Source organism: Arachidicoccus terrestris, assembly GCF_020042345.1.
Taxonomy (GTDB): domain Bacteria; phylum Bacteroidota; class Bacteroidia; order Chitinophagales; family Chitinophagaceae; genus Arachidicoccus; species Arachidicoccus terrestris.
Genome location: NZ_CP083387.1, coordinates 3,815,555 through 3,828,626 on the forward strand (window position 1 = coordinate 3,815,555; position 13,072 = coordinate 3,828,626).

Consider the following 13,072-nt stretch of genomic DNA (forward strand, 5'->3'; position numbering starts at 1 on the left):
CATGAATAATACAGAGATGACACCTAGCTCAACCCCTTGGTTTTTTGCCTGTCAGGTAGGGGATGTGCCACGAAATGGCGGTGTTTGCGTGAAGCGCGGAACTGAACAGATTGCCCTATTTCATTTCGCAAGAACGGATAGTTGGTATGCGACTGAGAACCTTTGTCCACATCGCCGTCAGATGGCGCTTAGCCGTGGAATGACGGGATCAGCCGGTGAAATGCAGGAGCCGAAGGTGGCCTGCCCTTTCCATAAGAAAAGTTTTTCGTTGCTTTCAGGTAAATGTCTGAGCGGTGAGCATTATCAGATAAAGGTATATCCCGTGAAGGTTGAGGCGGGCAATGTGTATATAGGCAAGGATCCGATCCGACAGGATATAGATGCGAGTGGAGAATACCTGGAATGCGCCTCTTAGGTCCTCTGAGCTAAAGCAGTTTTCCACTGCATCCGTCTAAGTGGTTGAAATATGAGTCGTGTAAAGATCTGGCTGCTGTCGGCAGCCATTTACTAGTCCTGAAGACAATGTAAAATAGGTAGGGTATGCCGGTAAGTTATAAAACAACATGCTGTTACTGTGGTGTGGGGTGTGGCATTACTGTCCATAAAGACAGAAATGGTGCGCTTCAGGTAGAAGGAGATAAAGAGCACCCCGTAAACCGGGGGATGCTTTGTAGCAAAGGTATGAACCTTCATTATACGGTAATGGACAAGACGGATCGCCTGCTGTACCCTGAAATGCGTTATCATAAACAAATGCCCAGAAAAAGGGTAAGCTGGGAGACGGCCTTGGAAAGAGCCGCCAGAACATTCAGTGCAATCATTAAGAAATATGGTCCTGAAAGTGTCGCCTTTTATGCCTCCGGCCAGTGCCTGACCGAAGAATACTATATTGTCAACAAACTGGTTAAAGGTTTTATAGGCTGTAATAATATTGATACGAATTCAAGACTCTGCATGAGCAGTGCCGTGGCTGCCTATAAAATGAGTCTGGGTGAAGATAGTGTACCTGTTTGCTACGATGATATTGAAGAGACCGACTTAATTTTGGTAGCAGGAGCTAATCCTGCATGGTGTCATCCGATCGTCTGGCGCAGGGTAGAGGCGGCAAAAGCAGCTAATCCCAATCTTAAGATTATCGTCAGTGATCCCAGAAAAACACAAAGCTGTGCCTTGGCGGATATACATCTTCAAATAACGCCCGGAACAGATATTACACTCCACCATGCGCTGGCAAGAATCCTGATCGAAAACGGAAATATAGACTGGGGTTTTATCCATAGACATACGGAAGGATTTGAAGATCTTCAAAAAAAAGTGATGGAGCGCTCTGTGGAGGAGGCGGCCGCCATTTGCGCCGTTGCCGTTGAAGATATCTATGCAACCGCCGCCATGATCGCGGAGGCCAAAGGGCTGATCACCATGTGGACTATGGGGCTCAATCAGAGCGTAAGGGGTGTGGACAAGAATCTTTCGCTGATCAATCTGAACCTGATTACTGGCAGGATCGGCCGACCTGGTTGCGGTCCTTTTTCTCTCACCGGACAGCCCAATGCCATGGGGGGTAGGGAGGTAGGCGGACTCGCGAATATATTGCCGGCGCATCGGCTGCTATCCAGCGAGGCAGACAGGTTGTACGTGCAACAGTTCTGGAACGGAAAACCTATTAAGGAATCACCGGGGCTTACTGCAACAGAGATGTTTGAGGCGCTGGAAACCGGGACATTAAAAGCTATCTGGATCATGGGAACCAATCCACTCGTCAGCCTGCCTGATGTCCGTAAAGCGGAATCCGCCTTATCAAAGGCCGCTTTTGTTGTCGTGCAGGAGATCAGTAACCAACCCGAGACTTTGCATTATGCTGATCTGATATTACCTGCCGCCGCATGGGCAGAGAAGGAAGGCTCCATGACAAATGCTGAGCGAAGAATTACATATCTGAGCCAGATCACCGAACCGCCAGGGGAAGCCAGGCCCGATGCCGAGATACTTTGTGATTTTGCTAGAAGAATGGGGTTTCACGGATTTGATTTTGAAAGTAATGAAGCGATCTTTTTAGAGCACTGCAGGCTGACTGCAGGTACAAATATGGATATCAGCGGATTGGACTACAGCATTTTAAAAGCTAAAAGATCTGTCCAGTGGCCTTATCCTAAAGACCCGGTCAGCCAGCATACCCCCCGTTTATTTGCGGATGGTCAATTTTATACAAAATCAGGGAAAGCAATGCTTTACGGACCGGCTGATCTGAACGAATCGGAGGCGCTGTCTGATAAATTACCCCTGATCCTGACAACAGGCAGGATCAGAGATCAGTGGCATACCATGAGCAAAACCGGGAAAGTGAATAAGCTCAAACAACATATTGACCGTTCTTTTTTGGAGATGCATCCAGAGGATGCACGGCAAAGGGGCATAGAGGAAGGAATGCTTGTGGAGGTGTCCGGGGCCAGGGGCATTGTTCGTGTAAAGGCTAAAATCACGCCTGATATCAAAAGTGGTGTCGTGTTTTTGCCAATGCATTGGGGAAAGATACTGGGCAATGACCTAAACCGGGCAAATAATATTACACATTGTTTACTGGATAAAGTTTCCAGGCAACCGGATTTTAAGTATGCGGCCGTTCAGGTCAGCAGATATGTCAAGCCCCGTCAGCGGATCCTGATCGTTGGTGCCGGTGCTGCTGCCTATGGTTTTGTGAAGCGTTACCGGGAGCTCAATGCATATGATGATATCGAAGTGTTCAGCAAGGAAGATCAGCCATTTTATAATCGCGTCATGCTGCCTGATTATATCAGCGGAGCACAGCATTGGGAACAGATTGTCAAAATGACGGAGGCAGAAGAAACCGATTACCGGATACAGCTGCATAGAGGCATCAGTATTGTAAATATTGACAAGGCGGGAAAAAGGATACAAGATGATCGCGGCAATTGGCATATCTATGATATCCTGATCCTTGCTACCGGGAGCAGGCCTTTTATATTAAAAGATACCCCTAAAATGCGGGGCATTTTTGCCATGAGAACCCGCGGGGATGCAGATGGTTTTTTGCGCTATCTGGATCGCAAAGCGGGAAAGGTCGTGATTATTGGCGGTGGTCTATTGGGTATTGAACTGGCTGGTTCATTAATGGAAATAGGTGTTCCTGCACTGATTCTGCAACGCTCTTCTAAATTGATGGACCGCCAACTGGATACGCTGGGTTGTCAGTTACTGCATGAGGAACTAGTGGAACGGGGAATTGAGGTATTGTTCAACGAAGAAGTGGACCGATTTGTGGGGGATGAGAAATTAACAGGCCTCCGGCTTAAAAGCGGTAACAGCATCACCTGCCAGGCGGTAGTCATGGCTATAGGTACCCGCCCCAATATAGAGTTGGCACAGCTGGCAGGATTAACCTGCAAGAGAGGTGTCGTGGTGAATGCTTATTTAGAAACCAGTGCACCTGATATTTTTGCCCTGGGCGAGATCGCAGAACACAATGGTAGGCTTTATGGTATTACTGCGGCAGCTGAACAGCAGGCGAGTATTGTAGCCAGTTATCTTCATGGGGATATCGCCCATTATTATGAAGGGTCGCTGCCCATGAATTTACTGAAAGTACACGGTATCCAGGTGTGTTCGGTTGGCATTGCAGATGCTCCGAAGGGAGACACTTCCTTTGAAGAAGTGATCTTTATTGACCGCTCTAAAAGATATTATAAAAAGTGCATTGTCCATCAGGATAGGTTAGTCGGAGCGATTCTGATCGGTGATAAAACTGAGTTCCTGGAATTTAAAAGCTTGATCGAAAATAAAACGGAGCTCTCTGAAAAACGATTGCAACTGCTCAGGAGCGGTAAACCGGCGGAACCGGTACTCGGTAAGATTGTCTGTTCCTGTGGTAATGTAGGAGAGGGTAATATTATGAATAAAATTAAAGATGGATACCTGGATCTTAAGGCGCTTTTTCAGGCGTCAGGAGCGGGGCAGGGATGCGGAAGCTGCCGTTCAGAAGTGCAGGCCATCCTGGACAGAACCCTGACGACATCATTGGTCTAGCGTGTTCGGGTAGGTAGCAACATCAGGGAATAAATTTTACATTATGCAGAAGGCAAAAACATATAGTGTTTCTTTTAAAGGAGGGATTGTCTCACCAGGATTCCTGGCAGATATCCTGGCAGTGGCAGCAACAGCGGGCGTAAAGCAATTGCGGTTGGGCTTAAGGCAACAGTTGCTTATCGATATAAAGCAAAGCTATCAGGCTGCATTTGAAAAAACATGCCTGACCAGGGGGATTATGATAGAAGAGCGGCATCTGGCCAGCCCGGGTATTATGAGTGCTTATCCTGTCATTCATTTTAATCAGGAAGATAGTTGGCTTAGAGAAGGGGTGTATAAAGACGTTTTTGATCAGTTTGAAACGCCTATACGCTTTAAGGTGAATATTGTTGAATTCAACCAGAGTTTTGTTCCCTTGTATACAGGACATATTAATTGGATCACGACTGAAAAGCCGCATTACTGGAGACTGGCATTGCGACTGCCGAATTCAGGAGCTGTGTTTTACTGGCCTGAGTGGATCTATACCAACAATATAGCTTCGGTGTCTAGGGCGATAGAAGAAGTTTTAATGGACCCTGCACTTATAACGGGTGGGGACTGTGTTTTTTTTAAGAAATTGCTTCGCCGGAAATTAGACAGTATCAGTTACATTTATGTACCTGAAGAAAATATGGAGCATACGGCGAGGTTTTACCTTCCTTACTATGAAGGGTTTAATAAAATGGATAACAGCTATTGGCTGGGGATCTATCGCCGGGATGAATATTTTGATCTGGCGTTTTTAAGGGAGATCTGTGAACTTTGCCAGCAATCAAAAATTGCGGAAATGTATACAACGCCCTGGAAGAGCCTAATCATTAAGGATATTGACCCTGGCAGCCGACCACGCTGGGATAGGATCTTGGGTAAATACAGGGTCAATGTCCGTCATGCAGCCAATGAACTGAACTGGCAGATAGAAGACCAGTCGGAGGAGGGACTCAGTATAAAAAGGGCGGTGATACGACATTTTGATAAGGAAGATGTGAGAACTTACGGGCTCTGCTTTGGCGTACAGATAAAATCGCATTCAACATTATTTGCCTCGGTATTGATTAAGAAAAAAGTAGTCCGCAATCCGCACAGGTTAAAGTCCCTGGATAGGTATGATATTCTCCATACGGCAGATTTTAACCCCAATACACAGCACTGGGTCCTCTTCAGGGAAGACGTCAAAAAGGAATTTATTGGAATCTATCTAGTTTCCTTATGTAAGGAGTTCTACAGCAGAACTGGTGAAGATCAGCCCGTCCAGTCGGGAAATAATACGTCAAAGGAAACTGAGGATGTAAAGGCACAAAAAGAAGTCTATCAATGTAATGTATGTTTAAGTGCCTATGACCCGGAACAGGGGGATGCAGCGGTCGGAATTCCTCCGGGAACGGACTGGGAGCAGTTGCCCAGCAATTATTGCTGTTCGGTCTGTGGCGCGGAAAAACCCGCATTTAATCCTGTACATCTCGGTGTATTGCAATATATTGATGGATAGGATTAAACTGGCAGATAATGAATAAAAATACAGTGATGAAACCAATTATTGAAATTGAGTATTGCCCCAAATGTGGCTGGCTATTAAGGTCTGCATATATCGCACAGGAGTTATTGACGACTTTTACAGAGGAGTTGGGAGGGATTACACTTATCCCCTCTGCCGTAAGCGGACGTTTTGAAATGCGATTGGATAAGAAAGTGATTTTTGATCGTAAAAGTTACGGAGGTTTTGCGGATATCAAATGGCTTAAAATGACCGTGAGAGATTTGGTTGCCAAAGACAAGCCGCTTGGACATACGGAGCGCCATAATTGAGCGGTCCGTGGTATAATTTAAACAAAAGTGATATTGTAAAATCCTTTAAATAGTGAAGCATGAATGCAGAAGTAGAGGTATTGTTTTTCGGGGTGCTGAAGGAAGTTACGGGGATTCCTTCTCTTCGGTTATGGGATGTATCGGATACAAACAGTGTTAAGAAAATCATCGTAAATCGTTATCCATTGCTGGCGGAGTATCGCTATGTCATTGCATTAGATAAACAGCTGATTGGTTCAAACTGTCCCCTGCACAGCAGTCACACGATTGCATTTATGCCGCCTTTTTCGGGAGGGTAGTACTTTGCCTTGTTAGACTGAAATAATTATCCCTGGGGATTGAAGAATAAATAAATTGAATGATCAAAGAGAATATATGAAAAGAAGCCTATTTATACAAGGCCCGATATCAGTGGCCTTTGTGTCCGCACAGATCAGAAAGCATCAGTTAAAGACGAATATTGGTGCTAATCAGATCTTTTTGGGACAGGTACGCCATGATCAGCTGACGGAAGGGAAGGTGAGCGGGATCGAGTATACCGCCTACGAAGAAATGGCATTAGAAAAAATAGAGCAGATCAGAGAAGTACTTTTTAATAAATATCCGATCCGATGTTTGCACGTCTATCATAGCCTGGGTCTGGTAAATGCAGGCGGCTGTTCACTGTTTATATATGTTTCGGCTACACATAGTGAGCCGGCTTTTTTAGCTTGTCAGGAATTATTGCAAAGCATAAAGAACGAAGTGCCTATCTGGGGTAAAGAAGTATTTGAAAGCGTCGGATTTCAGTGGAAAATAAATCGAGGAATAAGAGATTAGTTCGCCACTTTTATTACTTTCAACTGGATGTTTTATCGTTTATAATAAGGTACGGACAATAAGGGAATAAAGAAGCCCTCCGGTTAACGGAGGGCTTCTCTCTTATAAAATCGATCGAAACTATAAGTAATCTGTCAGGGTTAAGCCTGATCTTTAGCTTCGTTTTCCTCAGATTTTAATTTGGCTTTAATGTCAGCTAAAGCACCTAAATCACCCAAAGTCGTTTTCTCAACTTTGCTCTGAATCGCTTTTACAGCTTTCTTGGTGTTTTCTGTTTCTGCTCTGGCTTCTTTTTTAGCCGCTTCTTTGGTTTCGTTAGCCGCTTGTTCCCAAATACGGGCGTGACTTAAAACGATACGCTTTTCGTTTCTATCAAATTCGATAACAACAAATTCTGCGGTATCATCCTGTCCTACACTTGTGCCATCTTCTTTGGCCAGGTGACGGTTAGGAACGAATCCTTCCAGACCGTAAGGTAACTGAACCAGTGCACCTTTTTCGTCTTTGCGGGTTACCGTTGCTTCATGTCTGGTACCAACAGCGAAAGTGTCTTCCAGGGCGTTCCAGGGATCTTCTTCCAGTTGCTTGTGACCTAACTGTAATTTGCGGTTTTCTTTATCAATAGACAAGATAACCGTATCAATGTTATCGCCAACTTTGACATACTCAGATGGATGGTTGAAGCGTTTCAGCCAGCTCAGATCGCTGATATGGATCATGCCACCGATACCTGGTTCCAGTTCAACAAATACACCGTATGGCGTGATGTTTTTCACCAGGCCGTTGTGTTTGCTGTTTTCTGGAAATTTATCTTCAATCGTATTCCATGGGTCTTCTGTCAGTTGCTTGATAGACAGGCTCATTTTGCGGGACTCTTTGTCCAGGGTAACCACCTTAGCTTCGTACTCGTCATTTAATGTAAAGAATTCCTTCGCATTGATTGGGGTGTTTGCCCAAGTGATTTCACTAACGTGAACCAGTCCTTCAACACCCGGCTGAATTTCCAGGAATGCACCGTAGTCTTCAATGTTAACAACTTTACCTTTTACGGTAGCACCTTCAGTGATGTTTTCAGGAAGAACATCCCAAGGATGTGGAGTCAGTTGTTTCAGACCCAGGCTGATGCGACGTTTGTCATCATCAAAGTCCAGAACAACTACCTGGATTTTCTGATCCAGTTTCAGCACCTCAGACGGGTGAGAGATTCTGCCCCATGAGATATCTGTAATATAAAGTAAGCCATCTAAGCCGCCCAGGTCCATAAAGGCACCAAAGTCAGTGATGTTCTTCACTGTGCCTTCCAATACCTGACCTTTTTCCAGCTGGCTAATGATCTGAGCACGTTGTGCTTCTATATCACTTTCAATCAGCGCCTTGTGAGAAACGACAGCATTCTTAATGGTTTCGTTAACTTTCACCACTTTGAATTCCATGGTTTTTCCAACGAACTGATCATAGTCAGTTACAGGTTTAACATCGATCTGAGAACCTGGCAGGAAGGTTTCCATACCAAATACGTCTACAATCAGACCACCTTTCGTTTTGCTGGTAACAGTACCGGTAACAATTTCACCAGTTTTGTGTACTTCCACAATGCGTTCCCAGGCGCGGAAAGTGCGGGCAGATTTACGGCTCAGATGCAGGTTGCCCTGACGGTCTTCTTTTTCAAGAACCATTACTTCCACTTCATCACCTACTTTCAGGTCAGGTAAATCGCGGAATTCATTCAGGGAGATCAGACCATCACTTTTAAACCCGATGTTCACAACAGCGTCAGTTTTAGTGAGTCCTACGATGGTACCGTTCACTAATTCGCCGTCTTCGATCTGGATAAAAGTATCTTCATATACCTTTCCGTACTTTTCCTGATCTTCTTTAGAATAATGTGCAACATTCCGTTTGTCGATTGACCAATCGAAATCATCATGTGCAGATTCTACAATTTCAGGTGCATTTGTTGTCGCTGTTGTCGCTTCGGGCTGAGTGGCAGCCGCTGCTTGTTCCTGTTCAGCGTTTGGATTAACAATATTGTTTTCGCTCATAAAAAAATCCCGAGGGTTTTTATTCGGGACTGCAAAATTAAGCAATTATTGTCAAAATCAGCTGTAAAAGCCTTTGTTTTTGCGAAGTTTCAAGGATTTTCTGCTTAAAAAGGAGACATTATCGCCTTTGCCGATCAGTACACATTTGGATTATTGGTATTGTTCTGATTATCAGAATCTTATATTCAAATCGCCGGAGTCCGACATACGCTTTCGGACTCCGGCGATTTGAATATAGTTATTGAGGGCTACTTTCTGCTCTCTTTCGCCCAGCTGTCTTTCAGACCGACGGTACGATTGAAAACTGGCTTACCCTGTGCATCTGATCCGGTACCTGAATCCAGGATAAAATAACCCTTACGCAAGAACTGGTAGGCCAGACCGGGCTGATCTTCCAGAATTGCTGGTTCTGCAAGAGCTTGCTCGTTGAATATTAGAGAATCAGGATTCAAATGATCTTTATAATCTCCTTCGGCACTGCCCATATCTTCTACGGTAAATAGTCGGTCATATAATTTCAGTGTAACCGGCACATGATGGCTGGCACTCACCCAATGCAACGTGCCTTTTGCTTTCAACGTGTTGTCGCCACTGCCGCTTCTGCTTTCAGGAAAATAAGTGCAATTGATTTGTGTAATATTGCCTGCTGCGTCCTGTTCAAAACTGTCGCAACGAACGATATAGCCATATTTTAGCCGCACCATTTTCTCTGGTGCAAGGCGGAAGAATTTCTTTGGCGGATCTGCCATGAAATCTTCTCTTTCGATATAAAGCTCTCTGGTAAACGGGATTTTTCTATACGTCTTTTCTTCCGTTTCCGGATTATCTTCACCCTCAAGATAGTCAATCTGTCCTTCCGGAAAATTGCTGATCACTAGTTTAACGGGATCGAAAACAACCATTCTCCTTGTAGAAGTTTTATTAAGATCTTCCCTGACAAAATATTCCAGTAAACTTAGGTCGATCAGATTCTCTCTTTTTGCAACGCCGATTTGCTTTGAAAACTCCCGGATAGCCTTAGCGGTGTAACCTCGCCGGCGCATGCCGGAAATTGTCGGCATTCTGGGGTCGTCCCAGCCTTCTACCACCTTGTCCGTCACGAGCTGCAACAGTTTTCGCTTGCTCATGACCGTATAGGACATATTCAGCCTGGCGAACTCATACTGATGGGATGGGAATATCTCCAGCTGTTTGATCAGCCAGTCGTATAATGGACGATGGGGAACAAATTCCAGTGTACAGATTGAGTGGGTAATCTGCTCGATGCTATCACTTTGGCCGTGTGCAAAATCGTACATGGGATAGATACACCACTTGTCACCTGTACGATGGTGAGTGGCATGTTTGATCCTGTAAAGCACCGGATCACGCAGCAACATATTAGGGGCTGCCATGTCGATCTTTGCACGAAGGACCTTCTCGCCGTCTTTGTATTTGCCGGCGCGCATCTGTTCAAAGAGGGTAAGGTTTTCTTCTACGGAACGGGAGCGGTATTGATTGGCAACGCCTGGCTGGGTAGGGGTGCCCTTGCCGGCCGCGATCTGTTCGCTGGTGCTGTCATCAACATATGCCAGGCCCTTTTTAATGAGGGTCACTGCAAGCTGGTACAAATCTTCAAAATAATCGGAGGTGTAGAGTTCTTCCGCCCATTCAAAGCCGAGCCATTTGATATCTGCCTTAATACTTTCTACATATTCTGTTTCCTCTTTTTCGGGATTGGTGTCATCAAACCGAAGATTGGTCTTACCATTATAGCGTTCTGCCAGCCCAAAGTTCAGGCAGATACTCTTGGCATGTCCGATATGCAGATAGCCGTTTGGCTCCGGCGGGAACCTGGTAACGACCTGCTCGCATTTACCAGACTTAAGATCGTTTTCAATAATTTCTTCTAAAAAATTCAGTGACTTCTCTTCTGACATATATAAATTGATTCTTACTGCTAAAGTAGGTGCATTATCTGCCCCTGAAAGTTCAAAATTACAATAAAGGCAGCAAATCCTGCTGCCTTTATTGTAAGGTTATAAGGTTTCTTTGATGAACCAGACTATTGGTAGCCGAGAATTTTCAGCATACTTTGTGCGCTCTGTTCTTTTGCATAAACCCATGTGTCTAACTGCCCGTTTTTATCATATTCTACAATAATATGCTTGGGGGAGGGGATCAGGCAGTGCTTTATTCCGCCATAACCACTGATCTGGTCCTGATAGGCGCCGGTATGGAAAAAACCGACATAAAGTGGTTTTTTGTTCTCCTCATCTTCTCCATCCTGACTTTTGGTTTTTGGCAGGAATACTTCATTAATATGTTCTTCAGAGTCATAATAATCATGTCCGTCACAGGTGATGCCGCCCAACACAACGCGTTGATACTCATTATCCCATTTGTTGATGGGCAGCATCAGGAATTTTTCTCCGATGCCCCAGGTATCAGGCAAAGTTGTGATAAAGGAGGAATCGATCATGTACCAGGTCTCTCTGTCATTCTGGACTTTCTCACCAATGACGGAGTATATATGCGCCATACTTTCCCCAACAGTAAAACTGCCGAATTCCGTGAAGATGTTGGGCATAGGCACCTTAGCTTTTTTACACGCCTTTTTTATATTACCAACGATCTCATTGATCATAAACTGATAGTCGTATTCGAAAGCCAACGAGTGTTTGATCGGAAAGCCGCCTCCGATATTAATACTGTCCAGCTCCGGACAGATTTTCTTGAGCTGGCAATATAAATTAATACTTTTGTTGAGCTCAGACCAGTAATAAATGTCATCCTTTATTCCTTTATTGAGGAAGATATGAAGCATCTTAAGCTGAAATTTATCTTCATTACCTTCGATCTCATCTACATAAAACTCGAGGATATCTCTGGCCTTAATGCCCAGCCTGGATGTATAGAATGGAAAACTGGGCTCTTCCTCGGCAGCGATGCGGATCCCCAATTTAAATGGTTCCCCGGTACGGATACGCCCCTTATACATTTGTAATTCTTCTTTGTTATCCAGTATAGGAATTACATTTTTGAATCCTGAGTTAATCAGCTTGGCAATGCGGCTGGTATAGGCTTTTTGTTTAAAGCCATTGCAAATGATATGAATATCTTTAGATACCTTTCTTTTTTTGTACAACTGATTGATAATTTCAATGTCGTAGGCATAAGAGGTCTCCAGATGAATATTGTGTTTTAACGCTTCCTCGACTACAAATGAAAAATGAGAGCTTTTTGTACAATAACAGTAATAATAATCTCCCTCATATTTATGCTTTTTGAATGCTTTTTCAAAGTATTCTTTGGCGCGATTGATATTGATCCCGATTTTGGGCAGGAACGTCAATTTAAGCGGTGTGCCATATTTTTCAATAATGGGCTTGAGGTCAAGTCCATTGAATTCCAGGTAGCCGTTTTTTTTGTTGAGATCTACACCTTCCTGGGGAAAGTGGAAGGTTTGTTTCACCAGATCGGTGTACGAATTATTCATTTGCAAAATGGATAAAAATCTGAATTTAAATTTTTAACGACACAAAAGTAACTTAAAATATTGTATGCTGTTTTGGTTATTGGGCGAATATTTTAAGAAAAAGCTTAAACTTTACCCGTCACAAAGTCAATAGACAGTAAAAGGACAGATGCTGAATAAATCAGGACCTGTCCTCTTATGCTCTCTTCCTCTTTTACAGAGGCGTAGATGTCATTATTTTACAGAATCAACCAATGCTTTAAAAGCTTCGGGCTCATTCATGGCCATATCAGCCAATACCTTACGGTTCAGCTCGATACCTTTTTGATTCAGCTTGTGGATAAATTCGCTGTATGTCAAGCCTTCCTGACGTACACCTGCGTTGATACGTGCGATCCATAGTTGACGATATTCACGTTTTTTGAGTTTACGACCTACATAACTGTAAGTCATCCCTTTTTCAACGACGTTTTTCGCAACGGTGTATACGTTTTTACGTTTGCCATAAAAACCTTTGGCTTGCTTTAAGATCCTCTTTCTTCTTGCCCTTGATGCAACTGCATTTACTGAACGTGGCATATGCTATAAATTTTAAACCGGAAGACCGGTGATTTTTTAAATTGATTTTCCCTTAGTGAAACTTTAACACTGACTTACCGAATTATTTTAAACGGAGTAAACGCTGCACAAACGGTTTGTGAGAAGGAGCGACTGTACCTTTAATACGCAGGGCTCTTTTACGTTTAGTAGATTTTTTGGTAAGAATGTGGCGTTTGAAAGGTTTTTGGTGCATCAATTCGCCGGTACCTGTTACTTTGAAGCGTTTTTTTGCGCTTGAGTTTGTTTTAACTTTAGGCATGTTTAA

At 44.0% G+C, this 13,072-nt stretch carries 11 protein-coding genes; 6 read left to right on the forward strand and 5 right to left on the reverse strand.

The genetic code is table 11. From position 1 onward, the window contains the following. Position 1: 1 nt before the first annotated feature. The 6 genes from nirD (at position 2) to K9M52_RS14905 (ending at position 6,708) form a co-directional block, all read left to right on the forward strand. Positions 2-415: a nitrite reductase small subunit NirD gene (gene nirD / locus K9M52_RS14880; RefSeq protein ID WP_224069223.1), complete on the forward strand. Its 414-nt coding sequence runs from the start codon at positions 2-4 to the stop codon at positions 413-415. A 125-nt stretch (positions 416-540) separates the two neighbouring features. Beyond that, a complete protein-coding gene (locus tag K9M52_RS14885) occupies positions 541-4,041 on the forward strand; it encodes a nitrate reductase (protein ID WP_224069224.1) in 3,501 nt (1,166 codons plus the stop codon). 43 nt (positions 4,042-4,084) lie between these two features. After that, the gene (locus K9M52_RS14890) at positions 4,085-5,572 is read left to right on the forward strand and encodes a rubredoxin (protein WP_224069225.1); all 1,488 of its coding nucleotides are present in this window, start codon (positions 4,085-4,087) and stop codon (positions 5,570-5,572) included. Between the two features lie 35 nt (positions 5,573-5,607). Then, positions 5,608-5,889 (forward strand): SelT/SelW/SelH family protein, encoded by a 282-nt coding sequence (locus tag K9M52_RS14895; RefSeq protein WP_224069226.1) that lies wholly within the window; start codon positions 5,608-5,610, stop codon positions 5,887-5,889. Positions 5,890-5,948: 59 nt separating this feature from the next. Then, positions 5,949-6,188: a MoaD/ThiS family protein gene (locus K9M52_RS14900; RefSeq protein WP_224069227.1), complete on the forward strand. Its 240-nt coding sequence runs from the start codon at positions 5,949-5,951 to the stop codon at positions 6,186-6,188. A 76-nt stretch (positions 6,189-6,264) separates the two neighbouring features. Further along, positions 6,265-6,708: a molybdenum cofactor biosynthesis protein MoaE gene (locus tag K9M52_RS14905; RefSeq protein WP_224069228.1), complete on the forward strand. Its 444-nt coding sequence runs from the start codon at positions 6,265-6,267 to the stop codon at positions 6,706-6,708. Between the two features lie 140 nt (positions 6,709-6,848). Here the strand turns inward: K9M52_RS14905 and rpsA are convergent, their stop codons facing one another. The 5 genes from rpsA to rpmI form a co-directional block, all read right to left on the reverse strand. Beyond that, a complete protein-coding gene (gene rpsA, locus K9M52_RS14910; protein WP_224069229.1) occupies positions 6,849-8,750 on the reverse strand; it encodes a 30S ribosomal protein S1 in 1,902 nt (633 codons plus the stop codon). 248 nt (positions 8,751-8,998) lie between these two features. Further along, positions 8,999-10,669, reverse strand: a complete 1,671-nt coding sequence (locus K9M52_RS14915) for a glutamine--tRNA ligase/YqeY domain fusion protein (protein ID WP_224069230.1) — start codon at positions 10,667-10,669, stop codon at positions 8,999-9,001. A 125-nt stretch (positions 10,670-10,794) separates the two neighbouring features. Further along, positions 10,795-12,228, reverse strand: a complete 1,434-nt coding sequence (locus tag K9M52_RS14920; protein ID WP_224069231.1) for a type III PLP-dependent enzyme domain-containing protein — start codon at positions 12,226-12,228, stop codon at positions 10,795-10,797. A 213-nt stretch (positions 12,229-12,441) separates the two neighbouring features. Then, entirely contained in the window at positions 12,442-12,786 is a 345-nt protein-coding gene (gene rplT / locus K9M52_RS14925) for a 50S ribosomal protein L20 (protein WP_091393504.1), read from the reverse strand. An 82-nt stretch (positions 12,787-12,868) separates the two neighbouring features. Next, positions 12,869-13,066 carry a 50S ribosomal protein L35 gene (rpmI, locus tag K9M52_RS14930; protein ID WP_091393507.1) on the reverse strand — a complete coding sequence of 66 codons (198 nt, stop codon included), beginning with the start codon at positions 13,064-13,066 and terminating at the stop codon, positions 12,869-12,871. Positions 13,067-13,072: the final 6 nt, after the last annotated feature.